At 66.8% G+C, this 24,195-nt stretch carries 26 protein-coding genes; 11 read left to right on the top strand and 15 right to left on the bottom strand.

Going from position 1 to position 24,195, the window contains the following annotated elements; translation table 11 throughout:
- Nucleotides 1–99 precede the first annotated feature (99 nt).
- Nucleotides 100–1,581 (bottom strand): lytic transglycosylase domain-containing protein, encoded by a 1,482-nt coding sequence (locus I6J77_RS06755; protein WP_204111039.1) that lies wholly within the window; start codon nucleotides 1,579–1,581, stop codon nucleotides 100–102.
- Nucleotides 1,582–1,696: 115 nt separating this feature from the next.
- Between I6J77_RS06755 and I6J77_RS06750 the strand changes: the two genes are divergently transcribed.
- Both I6J77_RS06750 and greB read left to right on the top strand, forming a co-directional pair.
- Nucleotides 1,697–3,205, top strand: coding sequence for a helicase HerA-like domain-containing protein (locus I6J77_RS06750; protein WP_204111038.1), 1,509 nt, complete (start codon nucleotides 1,697–1,699; stop codon nucleotides 3,203–3,205).
- Nucleotides 3,206–3,218: 13 nt separating this feature from the next.
- Nucleotides 3,219–3,731 (top strand): transcription elongation factor GreB, encoded by a 513-nt coding sequence (gene greB, locus I6J77_RS06745; RefSeq protein WP_204111037.1) that lies wholly within the window; start codon nucleotides 3,219–3,221, stop codon nucleotides 3,729–3,731.
- Between the two features lie 25 nt (nucleotides 3,732–3,756).
- Here the strand turns inward: greB and I6J77_RS06740 are convergent, their stop codons facing one another.
- The 3 genes from I6J77_RS06740 to rimO form a co-directional block, all read right to left on the bottom strand.
- On the bottom strand, nucleotides 3,757–4,773 hold the full coding sequence (locus I6J77_RS06740) for a phosphate/phosphite/phosphonate ABC transporter substrate-binding protein (RefSeq protein ID WP_204111036.1): 1,017 nt from the start codon (nucleotides 4,771–4,773) through the stop codon (nucleotides 3,757–3,759).
- A 125-nt stretch (nucleotides 4,774–4,898) separates the two neighbouring features.
- Complete coding sequence (locus I6J77_RS06735) at nucleotides 4,899–5,708, bottom strand: DUF3025 domain-containing protein (RefSeq protein WP_204111035.1); 810 nt, start codon at nucleotides 5,706–5,708, stop codon at nucleotides 4,899–4,901.
- A gap of 8 nt (nucleotides 5,709–5,716) precedes the next feature.
- On the bottom strand, nucleotides 5,717–7,054 hold the full coding sequence (gene rimO, locus I6J77_RS06730; RefSeq protein ID WP_204111034.1) for a 30S ribosomal protein S12 methylthiotransferase RimO: 1,338 nt from the start codon (nucleotides 7,052–7,054) through the stop codon (nucleotides 5,717–5,719).
- 271 nt (nucleotides 7,055–7,325) lie between these two features.
- Here rimO and I6J77_RS06725 point away from each other — a divergent pair, with 271 nt between their 5' ends.
- On the top strand, nucleotides 7,326–7,997 hold the full coding sequence (locus tag I6J77_RS06725; RefSeq protein ID WP_204111033.1) for a dienelactone hydrolase family protein: 672 nt from the start codon (nucleotides 7,326–7,328) through the stop codon (nucleotides 7,995–7,997).
- Complete coding sequence (locus tag I6J77_RS06720) at nucleotides 7,994–8,410, top strand: HIT domain-containing protein (RefSeq protein WP_204111032.1); 417 nt, start codon at nucleotides 7,994–7,996, stop codon at nucleotides 8,408–8,410. Before I6J77_RS06725 ends, I6J77_RS06720 begins: the two co-directional genes overlap by 4 nt.
- A gap of 123 nt (nucleotides 8,411–8,533) precedes the next feature.
- Here I6J77_RS06720 and I6J77_RS06715 read toward each other — a convergent pair whose 3' ends face one another.
- The 4 genes from I6J77_RS06715 to apbC all read right to left on the bottom strand — a co-directional run bounded on the left by I6J77_RS06715 (nucleotide 8,534) and on the right by apbC (nucleotide 11,436).
- Nucleotides 8,534–9,028, bottom strand: coding sequence for a hypothetical protein (locus I6J77_RS06715; protein ID WP_204111031.1), 495 nt, complete (start codon nucleotides 9,026–9,028; stop codon nucleotides 8,534–8,536).
- Nucleotides 9,029–9,141: 113 nt separating this feature from the next.
- On the bottom strand, nucleotides 9,142–9,708 hold the full coding sequence (gene dcd, locus I6J77_RS06710; RefSeq protein WP_056718709.1) for a dCTP deaminase: 567 nt from the start codon (nucleotides 9,706–9,708) through the stop codon (nucleotides 9,142–9,144).
- Between the two features lie 94 nt (nucleotides 9,709–9,802).
- A complete protein-coding gene (locus tag I6J77_RS06705) occupies nucleotides 9,803–10,345 on the bottom strand; it encodes an NADPH-dependent FMN reductase (RefSeq protein ID WP_204111030.1) in 543 nt (180 codons plus the stop codon).
- Complete coding sequence (gene apbC / locus I6J77_RS06700; protein WP_204111029.1) at nucleotides 10,342–11,436, bottom strand: iron-sulfur cluster carrier protein ApbC; 1,095 nt, start codon at nucleotides 11,434–11,436, stop codon at nucleotides 10,342–10,344. The genes I6J77_RS06705 and apbC overlap by 4 nt, the downstream gene beginning before the upstream one ends.
- Nucleotides 11,437–11,624: 188 nt before the next feature.
- On the opposite strand from apbC, the gene I6J77_RS06695 reads away from it, so the two are divergent.
- Nucleotides 11,625–12,089 (top strand): DUF2147 domain-containing protein, encoded by a 465-nt coding sequence (locus I6J77_RS06695; protein ID WP_204111028.1) that lies wholly within the window; start codon nucleotides 11,625–11,627, stop codon nucleotides 12,087–12,089.
- Nucleotides 12,090–12,174: 85 nt separating this feature from the next.
- Here the strand turns inward: I6J77_RS06695 and I6J77_RS06690 are convergent, their stop codons facing one another.
- Genes I6J77_RS06690 through I6J77_RS06680 form a run of 3 tightly spaced genes read right to left on the bottom strand, consistent with a single transcriptional unit; the run spans nucleotide 12,175 to nucleotide 14,804 of the window.
- The gene (locus I6J77_RS06690) at nucleotides 12,175–12,966 is read right to left on the bottom strand and encodes a DeoR/GlpR family DNA-binding transcription regulator (RefSeq protein ID WP_204111027.1); all 792 of its coding nucleotides are present in this window, start codon (nucleotides 12,964–12,966) and stop codon (nucleotides 12,175–12,177) included.
- Nucleotides 12,959–13,621 (bottom strand): HAD family phosphatase, encoded by a 663-nt coding sequence (locus I6J77_RS06685; RefSeq protein ID WP_204111026.1) that lies wholly within the window; start codon nucleotides 13,619–13,621, stop codon nucleotides 12,959–12,961. Before I6J77_RS06685 ends, I6J77_RS06690 begins: the two co-directional genes overlap by 8 nt.
- A 25-nt stretch (nucleotides 13,622–13,646) precedes the next feature.
- Entirely contained in the window at nucleotides 13,647–14,804 is a 1,158-nt protein-coding gene (locus I6J77_RS06680; protein ID WP_239309211.1) for an MFS transporter, read from the bottom strand.
- A gap of 209 nt (nucleotides 14,805–15,013) precedes the next feature.
- Between I6J77_RS06680 and metG the strand changes: the two genes are divergently transcribed.
- Nucleotides 15,014–17,113: a methionine--tRNA ligase gene (gene metG, locus I6J77_RS06675; protein WP_204111025.1), complete on the top strand. Its 2,100-nt coding sequence runs from the start codon at nucleotides 15,014–15,016 to the stop codon at nucleotides 17,111–17,113.
- 62 nt (nucleotides 17,114–17,175) lie between these two features.
- On the opposite strand, the gene I6J77_RS06670 is transcribed toward metG, so the two are convergent.
- Nucleotides 17,176–17,466, bottom strand: coding sequence for a hypothetical protein (locus tag I6J77_RS06670; protein WP_204111024.1), 291 nt, complete (start codon nucleotides 17,464–17,466; stop codon nucleotides 17,176–17,178).
- 68 nt (nucleotides 17,467–17,534) lie between these two features.
- Between I6J77_RS06670 and I6J77_RS06665 the strand changes: the two genes are divergently transcribed.
- Complete coding sequence (locus tag I6J77_RS06665) at nucleotides 17,535–18,155, top strand: RnfABCDGE type electron transport complex subunit B (RefSeq protein WP_204111023.1); 621 nt, start codon at nucleotides 17,535–17,537, stop codon at nucleotides 18,153–18,155.
- Nucleotides 18,152–18,787, top strand: a complete 636-nt coding sequence (gene nth, locus I6J77_RS06660) for an endonuclease III (RefSeq protein WP_204111022.1) — start codon at nucleotides 18,152–18,154, stop codon at nucleotides 18,785–18,787. The genes I6J77_RS06665 and nth overlap by 4 nt, the downstream gene beginning before the upstream one ends.
- A gap of 24 nt (nucleotides 18,788–18,811) precedes the next feature.
- Here nth and I6J77_RS06655 read toward each other — a convergent pair whose 3' ends face one another.
- A complete protein-coding gene (locus I6J77_RS06655) occupies nucleotides 18,812–19,420 on the bottom strand; it encodes a class I SAM-dependent methyltransferase (protein ID WP_204111021.1) in 609 nt (202 codons plus the stop codon).
- Nucleotides 19,421–19,557: 137 nt separating this feature from the next.
- Between I6J77_RS06655 and I6J77_RS06650 the strand changes: the two genes are divergently transcribed.
- The 3 genes from I6J77_RS06650 (at nucleotide 19,558) to I6J77_RS06640 (ending at nucleotide 22,760) form a co-directional block, all read left to right on the top strand.
- Nucleotides 19,558–19,845: a hypothetical protein gene (locus tag I6J77_RS06650; RefSeq protein ID WP_204111020.1), complete on the top strand. Its 288-nt coding sequence runs from the start codon at nucleotides 19,558–19,560 to the stop codon at nucleotides 19,843–19,845.
- A 98-nt stretch (nucleotides 19,846–19,943) separates the two neighbouring features.
- On the top strand, nucleotides 19,944–21,539 hold the full coding sequence (locus I6J77_RS06645) for a DUF1800 domain-containing protein (RefSeq protein WP_239309210.1): 1,596 nt from the start codon (nucleotides 19,944–19,946) through the stop codon (nucleotides 21,537–21,539).
- An 18-nt stretch (nucleotides 21,540–21,557) separates the two neighbouring features.
- Complete coding sequence (locus I6J77_RS06640) at nucleotides 21,558–22,760, top strand: DUF1501 domain-containing protein (protein WP_204111019.1); 1,203 nt, start codon at nucleotides 21,558–21,560, stop codon at nucleotides 22,758–22,760.
- 15 nt (nucleotides 22,761–22,775) lie between these two features.
- Here I6J77_RS06640 and I6J77_RS06635 read toward each other — a convergent pair whose 3' ends face one another.
- Together I6J77_RS06635 and I6J77_RS06630 are read right to left on the bottom strand one after the other, a co-directional pair.
- The gene (locus I6J77_RS06635; protein WP_204111018.1) at nucleotides 22,776–23,699 is read right to left on the bottom strand and encodes a sensor domain-containing protein; all 924 of its coding nucleotides are present in this window, start codon (nucleotides 23,697–23,699) and stop codon (nucleotides 22,776–22,778) included.
- On the bottom strand, nucleotides 23,696–24,061 hold the full coding sequence (locus tag I6J77_RS06630) for a PadR family transcriptional regulator (RefSeq protein WP_056718696.1): 366 nt from the start codon (nucleotides 24,059–24,061) through the stop codon (nucleotides 23,696–23,698). The genes I6J77_RS06635 and I6J77_RS06630 overlap by 4 nt, the downstream gene beginning before the upstream one ends.
- Between the last annotated feature and the right edge of the window lie 134 nt (nucleotides 24,062–24,195).

Here is a 24,195-nt window from a genome sequence, read left to right as displayed (position 1 = left end):
TACACGCCCGGACTCGCTCACGCGAATCAGGCACTTGCGTGCCCGATCCGCGTCCGGCCATCCCTTGCCGGGCTTCGAGGTTGAAAAAATCACAACCCCTCAGCGACAGACCGGCAACTTCAGCTGCTGACCGATGCGCAGATGCTGGTGGCGGATGCCATTCATCTCGGCAATCTCCTGCACGCTCGAACACTGCAGCTTGCGCACGATGCTGATCAGCGTATCGCCGCGGCGCACCCGATAGTTCTTCGTGCCCCGGCTCTTCGCCGGCGCCTTCGCTACCGGTGTGGCGACCACCGGGATGACCGCCTTGTGCAGGTCGCTGGCCAGGATCGGCCACGGACCTTCGACGCAACGCGAGGCGTAGGCCTGCTCCAGGACTTTCGGCAACTGCAACACGGTGCCGGCCGGCTGGCTCACCTGAGGATCGAGCCGGGGATTGAGGTTGCGCAGCGTGCGGAACCAGCCGTCGCTCATGCCACCCGCCGAACCGAGGCAGACGGTCAGCTCCGACAGCGACGCAGGCCGCTTCAGGGTGATCGTGCCGGGCACGACGTCGAGCCGGGGGAAGCGCAGGTTGTAGCTGTCCGGATGCTGGAACAGCCAGGCCGCGGCCAGCACCGCGGGCACGTAATCGCGGGTCTCCTGCGACAGGTCGTTGTAGATCCGCGGATCGTAGAAACTCACCGAGGTGTCGTCGCCGACCAGCCGCCGGATGCGGCCTTCGCCGCCGTTGTAGGCGGCGATGGTCAGTTCGAGGTTGTCGTTGAAGATCCGCAGCTGCTCGTTCATGTACTCGGCATTGGCACGCGCCGAGGCCGCCGGATCGAAGCGGGTGTCGAAGCCGTCGTCGCTGACCAGGCCGAAGCGCATGCCGGTGGCGTACATGAACTGCAACGGGCCTGCCGCACCCGAACGCGAGACCGCGTGGACCTTGCCGCCGGATTCCTTGGCCATGATGCCGAACAGCAGCGCCTCGGGCAGGTCCGCCTTCTCGTAGGCTGGCCACATCTGGTAGCGCATGTATTGATAGTTGACGTACGCGTCCATCAATTGCGGTCGCCACTGGGTCAGCCACATCTCCAGCGCGGCCTTGACCGGGCCGTTCATCGCGATCAGCTGCGAAAGCTTCTGGCCATGCAGCAAGGTCACGCTGCGCTGGGCCTGCGGCAGGCTGGCCGCGCCGGTCTTGCCGGCAATGGCCTGCGCCGCCTGCGCGGGATCGACGTCGCTGTCCAGGTCCTGCGCGCCGCCGAAATCACCGTCTTTCAGGCGCAGCAGGTGATCAAAGGTCGAGAAGAAGCGCTGCGGATCACAGCCTGCCGTATTCCCGCAGCGCGCCGATGCATCCTTCAGGCGATCCAGCGACCGGGTCAGGGTCGCCTGCGAGGCCTGCAGGTCGCCCTCGCGCGATTGCTGCAAGGCGGTTTCGTATCCCTTGCTGGCGACGTCGAGTTCGCCGTACAGCGCACCGACCTGGGCCGAAGGTTTCGCCGGGCCGCTGGCACAGGCACCAAGAAGACTGGCCGCCACGGCGATCGACGCCAGGCGGATGGAACGCATCACCGAACACGACAACATCAGAAACATCACCCCCGGAAAACGCCCACCATAGCGGGCGCGGGGACTCGACTCAACGCACGCCGCCACGCGACGCTCTGGCTACAATCACGCAAACACCACCGGATGGAACGCCATGACCGAGATCCTGATCGGCCGCAACGACAGCACCAGCGTCAACCTGGACCCGCACTACGGCAACCGCCACGGCATGATCGCCGGCGCCACCGGCACCGGAAAATCCGTCTCGCTGATGGTGCTGGCCGAGGGCTTCTCGCGCCTCGGCGTGCCGTGTTTCCTGGCCGACGCCAAGGGTGACCTGGCCGGCCTGGCGATGGCCGCCGGTGAGCCGGGCGACAAGCTCAAGGCGCGGCTGGCCAGGCTCAAGCTCACCGACTGGAAAGCGCAGGCGAACCCGGTGGTGTTCTGGGACATCTACGGCAAACTCGGCCATCCGGTGCGCGCCACCGTCAGCGAGATGGGCCCCACCCTGCTCGGCCGCGTGCTGGAATTGAACGACACCCAGGAAGGCGTGCTCGAAGTGGTGTTCAAGGCCGCCGACGACCAGGGCTGGCTGCTGCTGGACCTGGCCGACCTGCGCGCCCTGCTCACCTACGCCGCCGAGAACGCCAAGGCGCTGTCCACCCAGTACGGCCTGATCAGCACGCAGAGCATCGCGGCGATCCAGCGCGCGCTGCTGAAACTCGAAAGCGACGGCGCCGACCAGTTCTTCGGCGAACCGGCGCTGGAACTGGCCGACCTGATGCGCCAGGACATGAGCGGCCGCGGCATCATCAACGTGCTGGCCGCCGACCAGCTGATCATGAAGCCGCGGCTGTACTCCACCTTCCTGCTGTGGCTGCTGTCCGAGCTGTTCGAGCAGCTGCCCGAAGTGGGCGACCTCGACCAGCCGAAGATGGTGTTCTTCTTCGACGAGGCACATCTGTTGTTCGACGACGCCTCGCCGGCGTTGCTGCAACGGGTCGAACAGGTGGTGCGGCTGATCCGCTCCAAGGGCGTGGGCGTGTACTTCTGCTCGCAGAATCCCGACGATGTGCCCGGCGTGATCCTGGGCCAGCTCGGCAACCGCATCCAGCACGCCCTGCGCGCGTTCACCCCGCGCGACCAGAAGGCGGTCAAGGCGGCGGCGGAAACCTTCGTCGTCAACCCGAAGCTCGACGTCACCGAGGCCATCACCAAGCTGGCCGTGGGCGAGGCGCTGGCTTCCACTCTGGCCAATGGCGGCGTGCCGACGCCGGTGGAACAGGTGCTGGTGACCACGCCGTGCTGCCGCATCGGCGCGATCACCGACGCCGAGCGCGGCACCATCCGCCAGCGCTCGCCGGTGGGCGCGAAATACGACACTGCCGTCAATCGCGAATCGGCCGCCGAGATGCTGGCCAGGCGCGCCGAGGAAAAGGCCGCCGATGCCGCCACCGTGGCGGCCGATGCGCCGGCCAAGGGCGCCGCGAAGGAAGCGGAAAGCGGCTGGGGCGGCGCGGTGCACGACGCCCTGTTCGGCACCAAGCGCCGCCAGGGCATGATCGAGACGATGGGCAAGCAGATGGTGCGCACCGCGGGCAGCCAGCTCGGCCGGCAGATCCTGCGCGGCGTGCTGGGCGGCATTTTCGGCGGCAAGCGTTGAGGCGCGTTGCTGCGTGAGCCGCTGGCGACCACCCTCACCCGGCTCCACCGCGATCATCACCCGCGAGGGCTTCGAGCAGCTCAAGGCCGAACTCGATCATCTGTGGCACGTGCGCCGTCCGGAGGTGGTCAAGGCGCTGGCCGCGGCGGCGGCCGAGGGTGACCGCTCGGAGAATGCCGAGTACACCTATCGCAAGAAGCAGCTCGGCGAAATCGATCGCCGGGCGCGCTATCTCAGCAAGCGCATTCCCGCGCTGAAGGTGGCCGAAGGCGCACCGGCCGATCGCCGCGCGGTGTTCTTTGGCGCGCACATCGAGCTTGAGAACACCGACACCGGCGAGATCGTCCGCTACCGCATCGTCGGCCCGGACGAGACCGATGCACGGCGTGGCTTCATCAGCATTGATTCGCCGCTGGCGCGGGCGGTGCTGAAACGGCGCGTCGAGGACGAATTCGTGGCGGAGCTTCCCGGTGGCCCCACGGAGTTCGCGATCGTCGCCGTGAGTTACGCCGACGACGGAGCCTGAACGGCAATCCGGATGGCCCGCCTGCCTATTTGCCGTCTGCATCCCCATGCGGCGACAGCAGCCGCAAGGCCTGCCGATGTTCCTGCTCGATCTTCGCCAGTCGATTCTGCAGGGCTTGCGGGCTGACCCATTGACCGTGGCTGGCCTGTTGCCGCAACAGCGTGTACTGCATGTCGACAAACGGCGTCAGCACACGACTGTCCACCGCCACGAAGCCGCCGAGATCCGGAATGCGCGCCAGCGCGGCGCGCTCCCGCTCGCCCGCCTCGCCGCGCGACTTGCCGTAGTCGAGCAGGATCGCGGTCAGTTTCTGGCGCAACCGCCGGGACATGCCGTCGCGGATCACCAGCACGCCGGAGGGAATCAGCTGCGAACGCCAGATCACCCTGAGCTGGGCCGCTTCGCGGGGAAAGTTGCGGCGAAACAGATCCATGTCGGGGTTGTTGCTGCTGGTCACGTCCGCCTCGCGGTTGACCACGGCCAGCAAGTTGCTCTGGTGATCGCCCACCCGCACGCTGGCGAAAAAGGTGTCCGAGTTGAGTCCCTTCGGCGCGAAGACATAGGCCTCGGGCGCGATGTAGCCGGTCACCGACAGGTGCTCGCTGCGGGCGTAACGCCAGCCCTGACCGGGCGTGGCAAGCAGGTCGTCGAGGTTGCGGATCGGGCTGTCGTCGCGCACCACCAGGGTGGCCACGTTGCCTCGCGCACCGTCGCTGCGCTGGAACTGCGCGAACACCTGCATGTTCTGCCGGGTCACCGCCTCGACGGCCAGCCGGCCGGACAGGAACGCGACGTCGACCCGCTGTCCGGCGATCGCACTGGACAGGCTGGCATAACTGCCCACCGAGACCGTGACCACCTCGCGGTGCAGTCGCCTGCTGACGTCATCCAGCAGGGGACGCCATTGCTCGAGGGACTCGGCGGCGCTGCCGATCGGCAGGATGCCGAAACGGATCGGTGTCTCCGCGGGAGCAGGCACCTTCGCCGCCGCCGCAGGGCCGATGCCGAACAGCGCCATGCACAGCGCCACGACCAGTGACATGAACCAGCGTCTGCCCCGCCGATGGCCCCACCAAGCGCTTGCGATGGCCAATGCCGTGCACTCCCCGAGCCGTGTCCCGATGCACTGTATATAGTCGTGATCGGCCGGCGGGGCAAGGCGTGGGCTCAGGCCTGGCCCGCCACGAAGGGCGGCGGATAATTGCGCCCCGCGCGACGCGGCTGATAGCAGGGCGTGGTCAGGTGGAAGGCCTCATCGGCGTTGTGCTCACCCCAGCCCGGCAGTCCGGACAATGGCAGCGGCCGCAGTTCGAGCGGATCATTCAACAGCTGACCAGAGCGGATGGCCGTGGCGCACGGCGCCGCCAGATCGCTCCCGGCGTCGGCATGAAACACCAGCGCCTTGGCCACCAGCAGCTTGCCCGGGTTCAACGCCAGCTCCAGCAGGGCATGACCGAACAGCTCCAACCGGATCGTTCCGTCCAGCCAGGCCTGCCGCCTGCGCCAGAACAGGCCGTGCCAGTCATGGGCATCCCACAGCTCCAGCAGCGAGCGATCGCTGGTGCCGACCATGACGCCGCCCTCGTCGAAGTGGGTCAACGCATATTGGGCGCGCGAACGACGCTTGGGCCCCATCCGTGCGATCTCGACAACCTGGCGATCGTTGAGCGCCTGTTTCAGGCCGGCATGACGAAGCCAGACCAGCGCGTTGAGAAGGTCGTGCCAGTTGCCTTCACGGGTGGCGATCTGGCCACGCTCGGCGATGCGCTGTTCGTAATGCAGGCCGTCGTCCAGCAAGGCGGGGGTTTGCGCCACGAATCGCGGGCGGCTGTCGTGCGGCCAGTGTCGGTTCAACGCGTCGATCGTTGGCCAGCGCGCGCCTTCGAGCAGATCGGCCCATTCGCGCCAGGCCGCCAGTGGCATCCGCGCGAACACCGCCGGATCGACGCAGTCGCGGGCCGGCGCGACGTAGCGCATGGCGGGTACTAGACGACCTTGAGCTGCGGATGGGCCAGCCGTGCGTGCAGGTCGTGCTCGCTGGCCGACTCCACCACCACCTCGACGAACTGGCCCGGACGCAGCCCCTGGCCGTCGGCGATCAGCACGCTGCCGTCGATCTCCGGCGCATCGGCGGCCGAACGCGCCACCGCACCACCGGCGCCGGCCTCGTCGACCAGCACCTTGATCGTGCGGCCGATCTTGCGCTGCAGTTTCGCGGCGGAGATTTCCGCCTGCACCGCCATGAACTGTTCCAGCCGGTCTTCCTTCAGCTCCTCGGAGACCGGGTCGGGCAGCTCGTTCGCCTTCGCGCCATCGACCGGCGAATAGGCGAACGCCCCCACGCGATCGAGCTCTGCCTCGCGCAGGAAATCCAGCAATTCCCCGAACTCCGCCTCGGTCTCGCCGGGGAAGCCGACGATGAAGGTGCTGCGGATGGTCAGGTCCGGTACCTGCCTGCGCCAGTTCTGGATGCGCTCCAGCGTCCGGTCGATGTTGCCCGGGCGCTTCATCAGTTTCAGGATGCGTGGGCTGGCGTGCTGGAACGGGATGTCCAGGTATGGCAGCAGCTTGCCGGCTGCCATCAGCGGCATCACCTCGTCCACGTGCGGATACGGATAGACGTAGTGCAGGCGTGCCCACACGCCAAGTTCCGACAGGCCTTCGCACAGCTCGGTCATGCGCGTGCGATACGCCTTGCCGCGCCACTCGCGCTCGGCGTATTTCAGGTCCACGCCGTAGGCGCTGGTGTCCTGCGAGATCACCAGCAACTCCTTCACGCCGCCCTTGACCAGGCGCTCGGCCTCCAGCAGCACCTCGTCGACCGGGCGCGAGACCAGGTTGCCGCGCATCGAGGGAATGATGCAGAAGCTGCAGCGGTGATTGCAGCCTTCGGAAATCTTCAGGTAGGCATAGTGCTTCGGGGTCAGCTTCACGCCCGTGTCCGGCACGATGTCGATGAACTTGTTGCGCACCGGCGGCAGCGCCTTGTGCACCGCCGTCATCACACTGGCGTAGTCCTGCGGGCCGCTGACCGACAGCACGTCCGGATACGCCTCGCGGATCAGCGCCTCGCGCTTGCCCAGGCAACCGGTGACGATGACCTTGCCGTTCTCGTTGAGCGCCGTGCCGATCGAATCCAGCGACTCCTGCACCGCCGCGTCGATGAAGCCGCAGGTATTCACCACCACCGCGTCGGCCTCGTTGTAGCTGGGCACGATCTGGTAACCCTCGACCTTCAACTGGGTAAGGATGCGCTCGGAATCGACCAGCGCCTTGGGGCAGCCGAGGCTGACGAAACCGATCTTGTGCGAAGCCTGGGACATGGCCGGGTTACCGTGAAAAGCTGTGGGGTAACAGGCGATTATACGGGAACGGGGGAATGGGGAATGGGGAATGGGGAATGGGGAATGGGGAATGGGGAATGGGGAATGGGGAATGGGGAATGGGGAATGGGGAACGGGGAACGGGGAACGGGGAACGGGGAACGGGGAACGGCCAGAGCATCGCCGCGTTCGCGTTCGCTGTTGTTCCCTGTTCCCTGTTCCCTGCTCGCCACAATGCCTAGAATCGTCACTCCCCCGCAGGAGCCGCACCATGGGCCAGTCCATCAACATCCCCACCTCCGGCACGCAGTGCATCGGCGCCTACCTGGCCCAACCGGCGGGCACGCCGAAGGGCGGCATCGTGGTGATCCAGGAAATCTTCGGCGTCACCGCGCACATCCGTGACCTTGCCGACCGCTTCGCCGACCACGGCTATACCGCGATCGCACCCGCGTTCTTCGACCGGCTGGAAAGCGGCGTGGAATTGCCCTATGACATGGTCGGCGCGAATCGCGGCAAACAGCTGGTGGCGGAACTGGGGCTCGAGCGCGCGCTCGAGGACGTGGCCAGCGCCGCCGAATCGATCAGCTCGGCCGGCAGGATCGGCACGGTCGGCTATTGCTGGGGCGGCACCGTCGCGCTGCTCGCCGCACTGCGTCTGGGGCTGCCGTCCGTGAGCTATTACGGCGCGCGCAACCTGCCGTTCCTGCACGAAACACCGAAGGCGCCGGTGATGTTCCACTTCGGCGAGAAAGACCACAGCATCACGCCCGAAGCGGTGGCGAAACATCGCGAGGCGTTGCCGCAAATGGACACCTTCACCTATCCCGCCGATCACGCGTTCAACCGCGATGGCAGCCCGAGCTACCACGAGGCCAGCGCCCGGCTCGCACTGCAGCGCACGCTGGCCTTCTTCGACCAGCATCTGGCCGGCGCAGCATGAGCGAGGCGGGCTTCATCCTCGACCCGCGACTGGCAGCCGATACCTGCCCGGTGGCCTCACTGTCCTTGTGCGACGTTTTGCTGATGAATGACGCGCGCTATCCGTGGCTGATCCTGGTGCCGCGTCGAACCGGCCTGGTCGAGGTCAGCGACCTCGGCAGCCACGAGCAGACCCTGCTGTGGCAGGAGGTGGGCCGCGCTGGCGCTGCGCTTCGTGCCGTGGCACCGTTCGACAAGCTCAACCTGGGCGCCCTGGGCAATATCGTGCGGCAACTGCATGTGCACGTGGTCGGGCGTCGCGATGGTGACGCCGCCTGGCCGGGGCCGGTGTGGGGAAACGGCAGCGCGATGGCCTACGCGTCCGCGCAACGCGAGCAGCTGATTGCCGCGCTGCAGGGCGCACTCGCCAACTGACCCGGCCTGTCAAAAGAAAGGGCCGCAGCGCGCTGCGGCCCTTCTTCATGGAGTTCATGCCGCAGATCGAACTTCGCCGTCGTCAATGCAACTGCGCGTCCACCACGGGCGACCAGCATGCGATCAGTGCTGATTCTCCGGATCGAAGCCGCCGCTGCTGGCCGACTTGCCTTTCTGCTCGTCGGGCAGAGCCGACGGTGCATGATGGTCTTCCAGCTCACGAGCCTTGGTATCGACCGGATTGATCTTGGTCAGCGTGCCCTTGTTGTCGTAGAACACGGTGAAGCCGTAGTCCATCTGCATCCGCGCCATGTATTCCAGGTGCCGCTTGCGGATCTTCGCATCGTCGCTGGGCAGCAGCAGAACGGTTTTTGGCAGCTTCCCCTGATCCTTCAGATAGGCAAAGTGGCTGCCCATGTCGAGTGCGGATAGCACGGCGCCATCCAGCAGGAACTGGCCATCCTTGTAGGACTCGATGGTGGCGTCGAACTGCCCATTCATCGAAGCGGTGCTGACGTCGCTTTTGGTGCTGCCGGAGTGGCAACCGGCGAGCACCAGCACGCCGCCCAGCATGAGCGCGGCCGCGGCTCGCTTAAGCATCGTGGAAAAACGGATCATGCGGGTCTCCTGGAAGCAATCGGACATGGAAGCCATCGAACGACGGGATCGATGGAAGTGTAGCGCGGACTGCGACGACTGACGTGCCCAGGGGGCCCGTCCGGTCACGGCATTCAGGTACGCGGCAAGGTCACGCCCTGCTGGCCCTGGTACTTGCCGCCGCGGTCCTTGTAGCTGGTTTCGCATTCCTCGTCGGATTCGAGGAACAGCATCTGCGCCACGCCTTCGTTGGCGTAGATTTTTGCGGGCAGCGGCGTGGTGTTGGAGAACTCCAGCGTCACGTGGCCCTCCCACTCCGGCTCCAGCGGCGTCACGTTGACGATGATGCCGCAGCGCGCATACGTGCTCTTGCCCAGGCAGATCGTCAGCACCTTGCGCGGGATGCGGAAGTATTCCACCGTGCGCGCCAGCGCGAACGAATTCGGCGGGATGATGCACACGTCCGCCTCGACGTCGACGAAGCTGGTCGGATCGAACGACTTCGGGTCGACGATGGTGGAGTTGATGTTGGTGAAGATCTTGAACTCGCGGGCGCAGCGCACGTCGTAGCCGTAGCTCGACGTGCCGTAGGAAATCAGCTTGCTGCCGTCGCGCAGCTTCACCTGGCCCGGCTCGAACGGCTCGATCATGCCGTGACTCTCGGCCATGCGGCGGATCCACTTGTCGGGTTTGATGCTCACGCTGTCTCCGCTGGTTGGCTTGGCAGCCCGGAACGGCCGGGGCGCAGTCGGCAAAAATACACGGTCAGGGCATCGCGGCGCCAGCCGAGGCCCGTCAATGCGCCGCCAACGCTTCCACCAACAGCCGCAGCGCCACCTGCAATTCGGCGCAGCGATCGGCACTTTCCAGCACCTGCGTCACCGAGCAGCCGGCGCCAGGCAAGGCCACCATCACCGGCTGGGCCGCCAGCAGTTGCGCGGACATGGTGGTGAGGATCTCGGCCAGCGCCTCCTGCGCGTGATACGAACCACGCGCCGCAGTGTTCAGCAGCAACACCGGCTTGCCGGGGAAGTCCGGGCTGCCGACCAGCCAGTCCAGCAGGTTCTTGAACGCACCGGGCACGCCGTGGGCGTACTCGGGACAGGCGATCAGCAAGGCATCGGCCGAGTCCACCGCTTCGCGCAATTCGGCGACCGCGGACGGCAGCGGATCGGTCTCCGCATCGGGATTGAACAGCGGCAGTTCGCCGAGCCCCTTGTAGAGCAGCAGCCCCAGCGTCGATGGCGCCAATCGATACGCCGCTTCAAGCGCCGCCGTGTTCGACGACACGCGGCGCAGGCTGCCGGAAAGACACAACACCTGCGCCGCCACCCTCATGCGGCGGGTGCGCCCTGCACCACGATCTTGCCCAGACCCAGCGACTTGTTGCGCGGCTGGCGCGACAAGCGGCCCGCCGCGTTGCGGGCGATTTCGCGATAGCGCATGGCGAGGTCGGAATCGGGCATGGCCGCCACCGTGGGATTGCCGCTGTCGGCCTGCTCGCGGATGCGGATGTCCAGCGGCAGCGAACCGAGATAGGCCGCGCCGTACTGGCTGGCCATGCGCTCGCCGCCGCCTTCGCCGAAGATATTTTCCTCGTGGCCGCAATGCGAGCAGACGTGGGTGGCCATGTTCTCCACCACGCCGAGCACCGGCACCTCGACCTTCTCGAACATCTTGAGCGCCTTGCGCGCGTCGAGCAGGGCGATGTCCTGCGGCGTGGTGACGATCACCGCGCCGGCCACCGGCACCTTCTGCGACAGCGTGAGCTGGATGTCGCCGGTGCCCGGCGGCAGGTCGACGATCAGGTAGTCGAGCTGCTCCCAGCGCGTATCGGTGAGCAGTTGCATCATCGCCTGGGTGACCATCGGACCACGCCAGATCATCGGCGTGTCCTCTTCCACCAGGAAGCCGATCGACATCACCGGCATGCCATGCGCCTGCATCGGCAGGATGCTCTTGCCGTCGGGCGAGGCCGGCTTGCCGTGCACGCCGAGCATGGTCGGCTGGCTCGGGCCGTAGATGTCCGCGTCCATCACGCCGACCCTGGCGCCCTCGGCCTGCAGCGCCAGCGCCAGGTTGGCCGATACCGTCGACTTGCCCACTCCGCCCTTGCCCGAGGCGACCACGATGATGTTCTTCACGTTCGGCAGCGGCCCCAGCGTGCCTTGCACCTTGTGCACGTGGACGCGGCTGGTGACCGACACGGTGGCCGATTCGATCGCCGGATCGGCCTCCAGCGCCTGGCGCACCCGGCTGACGATGACGTCGATGGCGCCGGCCGCCGGATAGCCCAGTTGCAGGTCAACCGAGACCTTGCCGCCGTCCACGCCCACCGCGCGCACGGCTTCGCCCAGCGACGCGCCGGTGTGGGTATCGATAAGGCCGCCAAGGATCTGGCGGACCAGGGCTTCGTTCGCCTGTGTCATGTCTGCTCGGGGGAATGCGGGGCCGCCATTATGCCAGCCCGCCGGCATCGGTCGGCTGACCCAGATCAGCGCGAACCGGCCGTGGCTGGCGCGCCGCGGGGCGCCGCAAGCATTTGCGCAATGCAACTTGACGGCCTTCCCCATCCTCGCCAGTCTCCATCCATACGCTTTCGTACGGGAGGAACACCATGAAGCACGCATTTCGTTGGGTCATCGCCGCCAGCCTGCTGTTTGGCGCCGGTACTGTAATGGCAGCCAATGACACACCGGTCGGTACCTGGAAGACCATCGACGACGAATCCGGCCAGGCCAAGTCGATCGTCGAGATCACCGACAACAACGGCGAACTGCAGGCGCACATCGTCAAGCTGCTCAACCGCAGCCCGGAAGACATCGCCCGCGACGGCGCCGTGGCGATGTGCCGCAAGTGCGACGGCGAACGCAAGGACAAGCCGGTCGAAGGCATGAACATCATGTGGGGCGTGCACCGCAACGACGACGTCTGGGATGGCGGCAAGATCCTCGACCCGAAATCCGGCAAGGTCTACAAGGTGAAGTTGTCGATGCTCGACGGCGGGCAGAAGCTCAACGTGCGCGGTTACATCGGCTTTTCCTGGGTCGGCCGCACCCAGACCTGGGAACGCCAGAACTGACGCAGTTCAATCGCTCCGCCCTGCGTCAAGCCTCATGCCAGCGGTCCTGGCATGAGGCTTTTCCTTTTGCGCGAGCAAGCCTGCTTCACGGGGGCGCGTCGGCCCGATGCACGGTCAGGCCACGGGCAGTGAAGCTGGCACGCAGCGCACGACCGACCTCGTGTTCGACCACCAGATGCTGCACTTCGTCGATGGCTGCCACCCGATGCGTCGCCACCGTGCCGAGCTTGTCACTGGTGGCGACGACGACGACCTCGCCACTGGCCTCGACCATCGCCCGCTTCAGCAACGTTTCCTCGCTGTCGAAACCCCACAGTCCACCGCTCGCATCTATCGCGCAGGCGCCCGGAAAGCACAGGTCGGCGCGCACGCGCTGAACTTCCTGCACCGCCTGCGCGCCGACGGCGGCACCGATCCGTGCATCGACCCGACCGCCGATCAGCAGGATCTCGAAGCCTTCACGCTCGAGCAGGATCTGCGCGATATCCGGTGCGTTGGTCACCACGGTCAACCCCAGGTCCGGCGGCAGCGCGGCGGCAATCGCCGCGTTGGTCGAACCGGCGTCGATCAGCAGCACCTGTCCCTGCCGCACCAGGGCAACCGCCTTGCGGGCGAGCGCCAGCTTGCGGCCGGCGTGTTCCTGTCGTCGCTGCTTGAGCGGCGCGACGGTGGCGGAAATGGGCAACGCACCACCGTAGACGCGCTTGCACAGACCCAGCGCCGCCAGCTCGCGCAGGTCGCGCCTGACCGAATCCTCGGACACCGCGAATTCCGTCGCCAACTCCACTGCCACCACGCGACCGCGCTGGCGCAGTCGATCGAGTATCCATTGCTGGCGTTCCTGCGGCAGCATCTCGCCGGGATTCACCTTAGCCATGCTGGCGCACCTCCGGTGCTGTGCCATCGAGCAGTCCCAGCGCGAGCAGTTCCCCACGCAGCACCGCGGCATCACGGAACTGCAGCGCATGCATGCCGAGTTTCGCCGCCGCATCCACATTGCGCGGGGCATCGTCGACATACACGGCACGGCCCGGATCGATCCCGTAACGGTTCAGCAGCAGCTGGAAGATCGCCGGATCGGGCTTGATCATCCGCTCCTGCCCGGACACCACGATGCCCTCGAATGCCCGCAGGAACGGGTAGCGTTCGAAGGCCAGCGGAAAGGTCTCCTGCGACCAGTTGGTCAAGGCGTACAGGCGCACGCCACGCGCGCGCAGTTCCTCGAGAATCGCCACGCTGTCGTGCATCGGGCCTCGCAGCATCTCGTCCCAGCGCGTGCGGTAGGCGGCGATCAGGGCCGCATGTTCGGGAAACTCCGCACTGCGCAGCCGGATGGCTTCGTCCCAGCTGCGCCCTGCATCCTGCTGTTCGTTCCACTGACCATCGCAAACCTCGGCCAGGAATTGCTCCATCGATGATTCGTCATCGAACAGGTGGCGATAGAGATAACGCGGGTTCCAGTCGATCAGGACGCCGCCGAGATCGAAGATCACCGTGTCCGGCACGGCACGTCGGGTCGTGCGCTCGCTCATGTCGTCATTCTCGCGTAGCTGTCATTCAACGCCGCACGATCCGCGCCGAAGCGGCGACCAGCAGCAACATGCCGGCGACCACGGCCAGCGCGGCCGGCAAACTGCTGGCATGGGCCATGAAGCCGATCAAGGCCGGGCCGCTGAGCAGGCCGGCGTAACCCAGCGCAGTCACCGTGGCGATCGAAATCGCCGGCGGCTGGCCCGGCAGGCGACCCGCCGCACTGAACATCAGCGGCACGATATTGGAGGCGCCCAGGCCGATCAGCACGAAGCCGGTCAACGAAGCCGGCGGCCAGTTCGCCATCGAAGCCAGAAGAAACCCGAACGCCGCCACACCGGCGCCGACGCGCACCGTCCACACCGTCCCCAGCCGCACGATGGCCCGGTCCCCCACCAGCCGGCCGCCGGCCATGGCCACCGAGAAACACGCGTAGCCGATGCCGGCGGACGCCGCGGAGAAGCCGTGGAAGTCACGCAGCAGCACCGCGCTCCAGTCGAGCATGGCGCCCTCGGCCAGGAAACTGACGAAGCACAACACGCCAAGCAGCAGCACCAGTCCGCGCGGCAGCCGGAACTTCACCGTCTGCCTGGCCACATCGCCCACGCGGACAAGCAGGCTGCGGCGTTGGCCGAGCACGATCAGCATCAACAACAGCGCGATCGCCAGGGCACCGACCAGCAGCGGCAGGCCGAGCGCCAGCAAGGCGCTCATCAGCGCGGCGCCGACCAGACCGCCGACGCTGAAAAGCCCATGAAAGCCCGACATCAACGCGCGGCCGTCGCGCCGCTCCACCTCGACCGCATGCGCATTCATCGCCACATCCACCGCGCCAAGCATCGCGCCGAAGTACAGCAGCGTCACGGCCAGCGTCAGCACATCCGGCACGATCGCGAGCACGGGAATCGCCACGCACAGCAGCAACCCGGCCACGCTGATCACCCGGCGGTTGCCGTAACGATGGGTCAGCACGCCGACCAGCGGCATCGACAGCATCGAGCCACCACCGAAAGCCAGCAGCACCAGGCCCAGAGCCGCGTCGTCCAGCCCCAGCCGCGCCTTCACGTAGGGCACCATCGGCGCCCAGCTGGCCATGCCGATACCGGACACCAGGAAGATCAGGCGCGTGGCGCGGATGGCGCCGGGCAGACGCTGCTGCCCGGCCTGCAGGGACTCTCTCGGCACGCTGATGGTTTCCAGTGCGTTCAAAACGGGCACAAATGTATAAAAACAGGATAAAACATGCAAACCAGCCGATGCGTGTCCCGGCGACCGGATGGCGCGCGCCGGCATCGCCCTGAGCACGGCGGGCCCGCCGCGACCCGTGCGTCGGCGCACGATCGGGATGGACCTGCATGGCATAATGCGCAGTCATCCCGGAGTGCCCGCCCACCATGAGTCGTCGCCTGCTCGTCACCAACGCCCTGCCCTATGCCAATGGCCCGCTGCACATGGGCCATCTGCTGGGCTACATCCAGGCCGACATCTGGGTGCGCGCGCAGCGAATGAGCGGCAACGAAGTGGCCTATGTCTGCGCCGACGACGCCCACGGCACGCCGATCATGCTGGCGGCAGAAAAGGCCGGCATGACGCCGGAGAACTACATCGAAGGCATCCGCCAGGGCCACGAGGCGGACTTCGCCGCCTTCGGCGTGGCGTTCGACCACTACCACACCACCCATTCGGACGAGAACCGCGAACTGGCGACGCTGATCTACACGCGCCTGCGCGACGCCGGCAGCATCGCCAGGCGCAGCATCCAGCAGCTGTTCGACCCGGAAAAGCAGATGTTCCTGCCGGACCGCTACATCAAGGGCACCTGCCCGGTCTGCAAGACACCCGACCAGTACGGCGACAACTGCGAGAACTGCGGCGCCACCTACGCACCGACCGACCTGATCAATCCCTATTCGGTGATGTCCGGCGCCACCCCGGTGCTGCGCGACTCGGAGCACTACTTCTTCGAGCTGGGCAAGTTCGAGGGCCTGCTGCGCGACTGGTTCGCCGGCGCGTTCACCGGTGGCAAGCCGGTGGCCAACAGCGGCGTGGCCGCGAAGCTGCGCGAATGGCTGGACGGCGGCCTGAAGGACTGGGACATCTCGCGCGACGCGCCGTATTTCGGTTTTCCGATCCCCGACGCGCCGGGCAAGTTCTTCTACGTGTGGCTGGATGCGCCGGTCGGCTACCTGGCCAGCTTCAAGGCGCTGTGCGACCGGACCGACCTGCAGTTCGACGACTTCCTCGCCGCCGACAGCAACGCCGAAATGCATCACTTCATCGGCAAGGACATCATCAACTTCCACGGCCTGTTCTGGCCCGCGATGCTGCACGGCGCGAACTTCCGCACGCCCACGGCGCTGCACGTGAACGGCTACCTGACGGTGAACGGCGCGAAGATGTCCAAGTCGCGCGGCACCTTCATCCAGGCGCGCACCTATCTCGATTCGGGCCTGCATCCGGAGTTCCTGCGCTACTACTTCGCCAGTATGCTCAACGAGACGCCGGTCGACGTGGACCTCGACCTGAAGGCCTTCGAAGAGCGGGTCAATTCGCACCTGGTCGGCAAGTGGGTGAATATCGCCAGCCGCACCGCCGGCTTCGTCCACAAGTTCTTCGACGGCCGCCTGGCCACGCAGTTCGGCGCCGAGGAAGCGGCCCTGTGGAACAGCCTGCTGGAGCACTACGACGGCGTCGCCGAACTCTACGACAGCGGCGAATTCGCCGAAGTCACCCGCCGCTTCGTGCTGATGGCCGACATCGTCAACGGCCACATCGCCGCCAAGGCGCCATGGGCGATGGCCAAGGATGAAACCCGGCGCGAAGCACTGCACCATGTCTGTTCGTTTGCACTGGGCGCGTTCCGGCTGCTGGCCGGCATGCTGAAGCCGATCCTGCCGGCCACGGTCGGTGCTGCCGAGAAATTCCTGGCCGCACCCATCGTCGACTTCGACGACGCCCGCAGCAGCCTGCACAATCACACCATCGAGACATTCGAGACGCTGATGGGCCGCATCGATCCCAGGCTCATCGAGGCGATGATCGAATCGTCGAAGGATTCACTCGGCGCCCCTGCCGAAGCCCCCAAAACCCCGAAGAAGAAACCCATGACCGAAGACACCAAGTCTGCCGCATCGAATCCGGCGCCGCAGAACGCGGACGCCGGCATCATCGGCATCGACGACTTCGCCAGGCTCGACCTGCGCATCGGCAAGGTCAGCGCGTGCGAATTCGTCGAGGGCTCGGACAAGCTGCTGCGCTTCGAACTGGACGCCGGCCCGCTGGGCACGCGGCAGATCTTCTCCGGCATCCGCGCGGCCTACGCCGAGCCGGAAAAGCTGGTCGGCCGCAACGTGGTGTTCATCGCCAACCTGGCGCCGCGCAAGATGCGCTTCGGGCTGTCCGAAGGGATGATCCTGTCCGCCGGTGACGGCGGCAGCGACCTGTTCCTGCTCGACGCCGACCAGGGCGCGAAGCCCGGCGCCACCGTCCGCTGAATCGGTCAGGCGAAGCGGGATGGCCCCCGGCTTTCGCCGCGGGCCATCCCGCCCGCGACGCACTACTGCTTCGTGTAAGTCACGAAGAATCCGACCAGGTCGCCGTTCTCGTTGTACGGCGCCATGTCCACGTAGCGGTAGCCACGCGCGGCGTAGTCGGCGTGCGACTTGGTGAGCTGGTTCGCCATGTGCTTCTTGCGGAAACCCAGGGTGGCATCGACGAACACGGTCACCGTGTCGCCCGGGACTTCGGACGACGACGCCTGCGCGGGGGTGGCATGGGTCAGCACGATCGCACCACCGGCACCCAGCACGGCGGTAAGCAACAACGAGGCGAGAAACGACGATTTCATGGCAACACTCCAACCGGCGGCAATTGCGGGACAATGGGCGCCGATTATCGCCCGCCCCGCCATCGCGCATGAGTGATCCCGTCACCCTTCTCGCCGACCGCATCGACGCCGTGCTGCCGCAGACCCAATGCGAGCAATGCGGCTATCACGGCTGCCGGCCGTATGCGGAGGCGATCGCCCGCAACCAGGCGCCGATCAACCGGTGCCCGCCAGGCGGTACCGCCGGCATCGAAAAACTGGCCACCCTGCTCGATCGCCCCGCACTGCCACTCGATCCCGACTGCGGCATCGAACATCCGCGCATGCTGGCGCGCATCGTCGAGGCCGACTGCATCGGCTGCACCAAATGCATCCAGGCTTGCCCGGTCGACGCCATCATCGGCGCCTCGAAGCTGATGCACACCGTGGTGGCGGACGACTGCACCGGTTGCGAACTGTGCGTGCCGGCCTGCCCGGTCGACTGCATCGTGCTCGAACCGATGCCGCCCGCGCAGATCGATGTCGCCCATGCCGATGCGGCGCGCGAACACTTCCAGCGCCGTGAATCGCGCCTCGAACGCCAGCGCGCCGAACGCGAGGCCGAACTGGCGGCGCGCAAGCTTGCCGTGGAAGCGGCGGCCGGACCGGTCAACCCGGTGCAGGCCGCGCTGGCCCGCGCCAGGGCGAAGCAGCAGGAGTCGAAACCGTGAAGCGCGCCGAGGTGATCGAGCTGTTCTCGCGGCTGCGCGAACTGGACCCGCATCCCACCACCGAACTGGCGTACACCACGCCGTTCGAACTGTTGGTGGCGGTGGTGCTGTCGGCGCAGGCCACCGACGTCGGCGTCAACAAGGCCACCCGCAAACTCTACCCCGTGGCGAACACGCCGCAGGCCATCCTGGCCCTGGGCGAGGAAGGGCTGAAGCGCTACATCAGCACCATCGGCCTGTTCAACGCCAAGGCGAAGAACGTGATCGCGCTGTGCCGCCTGCTGATCGAGCAGCATGACGGCGAGGTGCCGCGCACCCGCGAGGCGCTGGAAGCGCTGCCCGGCGTGGGCCGCAAGACCGCCAACGTAGTGCTCAACACCGCCTTCGGCGTGCCGACCATCGCGGTGGACACGCACATCTTCCGCGTCTCCAACCGGACCGGCCTGGCGCCGGGCAAGGACGTGCGCGCGGTCGAGGACAAGCTGGAGAAAGTGGTGCCGGCCGAGTTCAAGCAGGACGCCCATCACTGGCTGATCCTGCATGGCCGCTACGTGTGCAAGGCGCGCAAGCCCGATTGCCCGCACTGCGTGATCCGCGACTTGTGCCGGTACAGGGACAAGACGGTGGAGTGAGGAAAGAACCCCGTTCTTCGCTAGTCACCCCGCCAACTGCGCCCGCTCCAGCGCCGCGATGTGCCGTTCCAGCCGCGGCCCCAGATAGCAGTGCGAGCCGCATGGCAGCAGGCCGACTTCGCCGAACTCGCGCAAGTACCAGGCCGGCGCGCGCGAGACGAAACCCTGGTGGTCGCCGGCCACGTCGTCGCGACTGGTGAACACTTCGAGGAAGGCCACGCCCTCGAGCATCTCGCCGATGCCTTGCAGGCCGGCGCGGATTTCCGCCGGCTTCAGGTAATGCAGCACGTCGGTGCACACGACCAGGTCGAAACGCTCGTCGAAGCGCAGGTATTCCAACTGGCCGAAGCGGGCCAGGCCGATGTTGCGGCTGCGGCCGTAGCGCGCCACCACGTACTCGCTGGCGTCCAGGCCGCGGTAGGTGATCCCCGGCCGCAACGCGCGCAGCGGCGCGCGCCAGGTCGCCTCGCCGCAGCCCACGTCGAGCACGTTGCGGATCGGACGCCCCAGGTAATACTCGGCCTGCGCCACCACCATCGCCACCTTGCGCCGCAGTTCGGCCGCCGACGCCACGGAATGTCGCGGATCGCGGTACCACTTGTCGAAATAGGCGCGGTCGTAGGTCTTGGTCATGCGGAGGTCCGGGCAAACGTGGGCAGCGTCCATGGTATCCCGCCCGACCCGCCGATCCGGATGCGGCATCACTTTCTGCATGCGCTGCCGATGCCAGCATCGCCGCCAGCTTCCATCGCCGCCCCGAGGAGAATCCCATGCCCATGGTCCGCTTCCGCCTGATCGGCAGCCGCGCCGACGCCGATGCCGTCATCGCGACCCTGCACGGCCTCGATCGCATAGAGCACGTCGAGGAAATCGACGACCTGGTCTCCGGGATGCGCGACGACTCCAGCTCCAGCGACTCGGTGAGCGACAGCGAGGGCCACGTCTACCGCATCGAAGTGGACACGCCCGACGACGACGTCGCGGACGACGTGCGCGCCCGCGCCGAGGAGGCGGCCGGCGAAGCGGCTGCCGGCATCGAGTTCGTGGACGAGTTCTGAACGGCGGGAACCACGCCCATGTCATCCGTTGGGCGGACACGGCGTTGAAGCCTTGTGTGGTGCCGCGACGCACAGCGCCTCCCAGCCAAGGTTCCGCCATGCAACCCTCTACCGCCCGGTTTGAAGCTCGGCACGGCAGGCTCCATCGCCGCCTGCTCCCGTTCACCGCGGCCTTGCTGCTGTCTGTCGCCGCCTCGGCGCATGCGCCGGACTCCGCGGGCCGACCGCTGGCTCCGTCCGACGTGCAATGGCTGCAGCGGGCAACTTTCGGCATCGACTCGGCCAGCCTGGCCAGCTACCGCCAGCTCGGCCGCCGGCGCTGGCTCGATGTCCAGCTGGCCGGCCGCAACGACAGGCTGCCGCCGGCCATCGCCAACCTGATCGCCAGCTACCCCGCAATCAGCACGCCGCCGCAGGAACTGCTGGCCCAGGCCGCCGAAGCGCGGCGCCAGCTGAAGTCGATGCCTGAGGGCGACGCCAAGGTCGCCGCGAAGAAGAACCTGCAAAAACAGGCTCGCGAACTGGCCCAGCAGGCGCAACAGGCCGAACTGCTGCGTGCAATCTACGGCAGCAACCCGTTGAAGGAGCAGGTCGTATGGTTCTGGCTCAACCACTTCAGCGTGTACGGCGCCAAGGGCCGCGTGCGCCTGTTCGCGGCCGACTATGAGGAACACGCGATCCGGCCCCATGCATTGGGCAAGTTCCGTGACCTGCTGCTGGCCACGCTGAAAAGCCCGGCGATGCTGGAATACCTCGACAACGCGAAGAACGTGAAGGGCAAGACTAACGAGAACTACGCCCGCGAACTGATGGAGCTGCACGCCCTGGGCGTCGGCTCCGGCTACACCCAGCAGGACGTGCAGCAGCTGGCGCTGATCCTTACCGGCGCGGGCATCGCGTCGCCCAAGCCGGCCAGGCGAGCCCGCACCGGTCGCTTCGGCCGCACACGGCCGGGCTTCGTGCGCGACGGCCTGTTCGTGTTCAATCCGGACCGGCACGACTTCAGCGACAAGACCCTGCTCGGCCAGCGCCTCCACGGCAGCGGCTATCGCGAGATCGAGCAGGCGGTGGACCTGATCACCCGGCAGCCGGCCTGCGCCCGTTTCGTCTCGCGCCAGCTGGCCGAGTATTTCGTGGCCGACCAGCCGCCACCGGCCCTGATCGAAGCGATGGCGAAAACCTTCCAGCGCAGCGACGGCGACATCGCCGCGGTACTGCGCACGATGTTCGATTCGCCGGAGCTGACCGGCGGCGAGGCGAAGAAGTTCAAGGACCCCACCCGTTTCCTGGTTTCCGCGATGAAGCTTGCCTACGACGGCCAGCCGATCAGCAACGCGCAGCCGCTGGTCAACTGGCTCAACCAGATGGGCGAGCCGGTGTTCGGCCGGGTCACGCCCGACGGCTGGCCGCTGGACAGCGCCAGCTGGTCGGGCTCGGGCCAGATGGCGACCCGATTCGAAGTGGCCCGCGCGATCGGCAGTGGCCGCAACAAGCTGTTCATGACCGACACCGACGAGCGGAACCAGGCCACGCCGCGGGCACGCCCGGCCGTGCCCGCGCTGGACTCGCCGCTCTACCGCGCCGTGGTCGAACCGCGCCTGTCGCAAGCCACCCGGACGGCCCTGGGCAAGGCGACTTCGGCAGCGGAATGGAATACCTACCTGCTGTCGTCGCCGGATTTCAATTACCGCTGAGGTTTCCGCAAAGCCATGATGAACCGTCGCCAATTCCTGCTGGCCGCCGCCTCCGCCGCGGCGGCCCTGCCCGCCCTGTCCTTCAGCGGCAGCCTGTTCGCCGCGCCAGCCAGCTCGCCGCGCTTCCTGCTGGTGTTCCTGCGCGGCGGCTACGACTGCAACAACCTGCTGGTGCCGTACGCCAGCGATTTCTATTACGAATCACGCCCCACCCTGGCGATCGCCAGGCCCGATCCTGCCAATCCCGCCAGCGCGATCGCGCTGGATGCGCAGTGGGGACTGAATCCGGTCTTGCGCGAATCGCTGCTGCCGCTGTGGCAGCGCAAGCAGCTCGCCTTCGTGCCGTTCGCCGGCACCGACGACCTGTCGCGCAGCCACTTCGAGACCCAGAACAATATCGAATCGGGCCAGCCCACCGCGCACCGGGGCAGTTTCCGTTCGGGCTTCCTGGCGCGATTGTCCGGCCAGCTCAGCGGCGTGCCCGCGATCGCCTTCACCAAAAACCTGCCGCTGAGTTTCCAGGGCGCCGGCAAGGACATCCCCAACATCTCGATGAAGGCCGATCCGAAGGCCCGCTTCAATGCGCGGCAGTCGGCGATCCTCGGCGACATGTACAAGGGCACGCCGCTGGCCGCCGCCACCGCCGACGGGCTCGCGCTGCCGGCATCGATCTCCGAGGACTTGCGCAACGAGATGGTCAAGGCCAGCGGCGGCGCGCCCAGCGCCCGCAGTTTCGCCAGCGAGACACGGCGCATCGCCACCCTGATGCGCGACCAGTACCGCCTGGGTTTCGTCGACGTCGGCGGCTGGGACACCCACGTCAACCAGGGCAGCGTCAGCGGCGGCCTGGCCAACAACCTGCGCAACCTGGGCGAAGGCCTGGCCGCCTATGCCGAGGCGCTGGGCGACGAATGGAACAACACCACCGTGGTGGTGCTGTCCGAGTTCGGCCGCACCTTCCGCGAGAATGGCGACAAGGGCACCGACCATGGCCACGGCACCGTGCACTGGGTGCTGGGCGGCAAGGTCAACGGCGGCCGCATCGCCGGCGAACAGGCGGTGGTGAACGCCGCCGGCCTGCTGCAGAACCGCGACTACCCGGTGCTCAACAACTACCGCGACGTCCTGGGAGGCTTGCTGGCGCGAACCTGGGAGCTGTCGAACAAGCAGTTGCAGAGCGTCTTCCCGCAGGCACGGCCGCGCGACCTGCAACTGGTCTGAGCGAAGTTCGCGCGTTCAGTCGGCCGTGCGCGGCACCAGCATGTGCTTGGCGATGTAGCCGTGCAGCCGGCCCAGGCCGCGCGCCAGATGCAGGGTGGCGAACAGCAGCACGATGCCGATCACGCACATCGCGATCGCGTCGCCCCAACCCGGCGCGTGCGCGCCGAAGCCCCAGTCCACCAGAACCTGGTGGTTCACGTACAGCCCGGTCATCCAGTCGTTGTGGAACATCATCGCCAATGGCGCGCCGATGAAGGCGACGGATACGCTGAGCAAGGTCACCGCGAGCGTGAAGTACACGATACCCAGCGGCAGCATCAGCCACATGTAGCAGAGTGTGGTCCAGGTGTGCACGTCGGTGAACATGCGACCGATGCGCCGCATCAGACTCATGCCCTGGGTGGGATACACCGGCCGCCGCGGCATGCGCATGCCCAGCATCGCCTCCACGATGCGCCCCTCGACCAGCGACAGCACGCGCACGCTGCCGAAGAACAGCACGATGAACGGCAGGCCGATGATCAGCACCGACAGACCTGCCGACAGCGACAGTCCGGTGACGGCCCAGGTGAAGTAGAAGATGCCCGTGGCCAGCGACAGCAGCATGTAGAACAGCGCGCCGTAGGTGCGCGGATCGGCCGCCACGCCGAAGAAGCGCCCCGCCAGCGAACGCCGCTTCGGCAGCGGCGGCGGGCGCAGTGCGCGCTGGATGCGGATTTCCTGATCACGATAGATCTCGGCCACCTCGTCCGGCGCGCCGTAGCTGCCCACCACGTGCTCCAGCATCGCCGCTTCGCCGCGTTCGGGCTGCTCGGCCAGTTCCGAACGCAGGTGTTCCTCGGCGTCGTACAACGCATCCTGGATCAGGGCGGGGTCCGCGCCACGCAGGGCGGCGCGCAGTTGTTCAAGATACTCGGCGATGCTGCGTGGCGCGTTCATGACACCCCTCCTTGCAAGACGTTATCGACGGAATCGCGGGTGGCGTTCCACGCGGCGATCCACTCGCGCAGGACTTCGCGCCCCGGCTTGGTGATGCGGTAATAGCGGCGCGGCGGCCCGCTGACGGACGGCTCGACTTCGCTGCCCAGCAGGCCGGCGGCTTCGAGATTGCGCAACACCGGATACAGCGCGCTCTGCTTGCCGGCCAGCACGCCCTCGCCCACCTCTTCCAGCCGCTTGGCGATCTGGTAGCCGTACATCGGCTGGCGCGACTGCCCCAACACCGCCAGCAGCACCAGCGACACGGTGCCGCTGGAAAGCTCCTTCTGGAACTTCTTCAACTGGCTGACGCTGTCGTCCATCCCGCTCACCCGCACTGCCGCTTAGACTGAGGTGAATCATAGTATTAACTTGACACTAGTACATGGGCCTGAAGTCATGCCTGCGATCAACTGGCCGCGGCACTCTGCTAAGTTGCAGCCCTCGCCTATCGGTC

It is taken from the genome of Rhodanobacter sp. FDAARGOS 1247, from assembly GCF_016889805.1.
In the GTDB taxonomy this organism is placed as follows: domain Bacteria; phylum Pseudomonadota; class Gammaproteobacteria; order Xanthomonadales; family Rhodanobacteraceae; genus Rhodanobacter.
The sequence above is the reverse complement of the archived record's forward strand: the minus strand, read 5'-3'. Positions and strand labels throughout refer to the sequence as shown.

What these genes read in the sequence shown, in the direction of transcription:
- I6J77_RS06755 (WP_204111039.1), bottom strand. Translation starts at nt 1,581, where the DNA reads ATGTTGTCGTGTTCGGTGATGCGTTCCATCCGCCTGGCGTCGATCGCC.
- I6J77_RS06750 (WP_204111038.1), top strand. Translation starts at nt 1,697, where the DNA reads ATGACCGAGATCCTGATCGGCCGCAACGACAGCACCAGCGTCAACCTG.
- I6J77_RS06740 (WP_204111036.1), bottom strand. Translation starts at nt 4,773, where the DNA reads ATGTCACTGGTCGTGGCGCTGTGCATGGCGCTGTTCGGCATCGGCCCT.
- I6J77_RS06735 (WP_204111035.1), bottom strand. Translation starts at nt 5,708, where the DNA reads ATGCGCTACGTCGCGCCGGCCCGCGACTGCGTCGATCCGGCGGTGTTC.
- rimO (WP_204111034.1), bottom strand. Translation starts at nt 7,054, where the DNA reads ATGTCCCAGGCTTCGCACAAGATCGGTTTCGTCAGCCTCGGCTGCCCC.
- I6J77_RS06725 (WP_204111033.1), top strand. Translation starts at nt 7,326, where the DNA reads ATGGGCCAGTCCATCAACATCCCCACCTCCGGCACGCAGTGCATCGGC.
- I6J77_RS06720 (WP_204111032.1), top strand. Translation starts at nt 7,994, where the DNA reads ATGAGCGAGGCGGGCTTCATCCTCGACCCGCGACTGGCAGCCGATACC.
- I6J77_RS06715 (WP_204111031.1), bottom strand. Translation starts at nt 9,028, where the DNA reads ATGATCCGTTTTTCCACGATGCTTAAGCGAGCCGCGGCCGCGCTCATG.
- I6J77_RS06705 (WP_204111030.1), bottom strand. Translation starts at nt 10,345, where the DNA reads ATGAGGGTGGCGGCGCAGGTGTTGTGTCTTTCCGGCAGCCTGCGCCGC.
- apbC (WP_204111029.1), bottom strand. Translation starts at nt 11,436, where the DNA reads ATGACACAGGCGAACGAAGCCCTGGTCCGCCAGATCCTTGGCGGCCTT.
- I6J77_RS06695 (WP_204111028.1), top strand. Translation starts at nt 11,625, where the DNA reads ATGAAGCACGCATTTCGTTGGGTCATCGCCGCCAGCCTGCTGTTTGGC.
- I6J77_RS06690 (WP_204111027.1), bottom strand. Translation starts at nt 12,966, where the DNA reads ATGGCTAAGGTGAATCCCGGCGAGATGCTGCCGCAGGAACGCCAGCAA.
- I6J77_RS06685 (WP_204111026.1), bottom strand. Translation starts at nt 13,621, where the DNA reads ATGAGCGAGCGCACGACCCGACGTGCCGTGCCGGACACGGTGATCTTC.
- metG (WP_204111025.1), top strand. Translation starts at nt 15,014, where the DNA reads ATGAGTCGTCGCCTGCTCGTCACCAACGCCCTGCCCTATGCCAATGGC.
- I6J77_RS06670 (WP_204111024.1), bottom strand. Translation starts at nt 17,466, where the DNA reads ATGAAATCGTCGTTTCTCGCCTCGTTGTTGCTTACCGCCGTGCTGGGT.
- I6J77_RS06665 (WP_204111023.1), top strand. Translation starts at nt 17,535, where the DNA reads ATGAGTGATCCCGTCACCCTTCTCGCCGACCGCATCGACGCCGTGCTG.
- I6J77_RS06655 (WP_204111021.1), bottom strand. Translation starts at nt 19,420, where the DNA reads ATGACCAAGACCTACGACCGCGCCTATTTCGACAAGTGGTACCGCGAT.
- I6J77_RS06650 (WP_204111020.1), top strand. Translation starts at nt 19,558, where the DNA reads ATGCCCATGGTCCGCTTCCGCCTGATCGGCAGCCGCGCCGACGCCGAT.
- I6J77_RS06645 (WP_239309210.1), top strand. Translation starts at nt 19,944, where the DNA reads ATGCAACCCTCTACCGCCCGGTTTGAAGCTCGGCACGGCAGGCTCCAT.
- I6J77_RS06640 (WP_204111019.1), top strand. Translation starts at nt 21,558, where the DNA reads ATGAACCGTCGCCAATTCCTGCTGGCCGCCGCCTCCGCCGCGGCGGCC.
- I6J77_RS06635 (WP_204111018.1), bottom strand. Translation starts at nt 23,699, where the DNA reads ATGAACGCGCCACGCAGCATCGCCGAGTATCTTGAACAACTGCGCGCC.
- I6J77_RS06630 (WP_056718696.1), bottom strand. Translation starts at nt 24,061, where the DNA reads ATGGACGACAGCGTCAGCCAGTTGAAGAAGTTCCAGAAGGAGCTTTCC.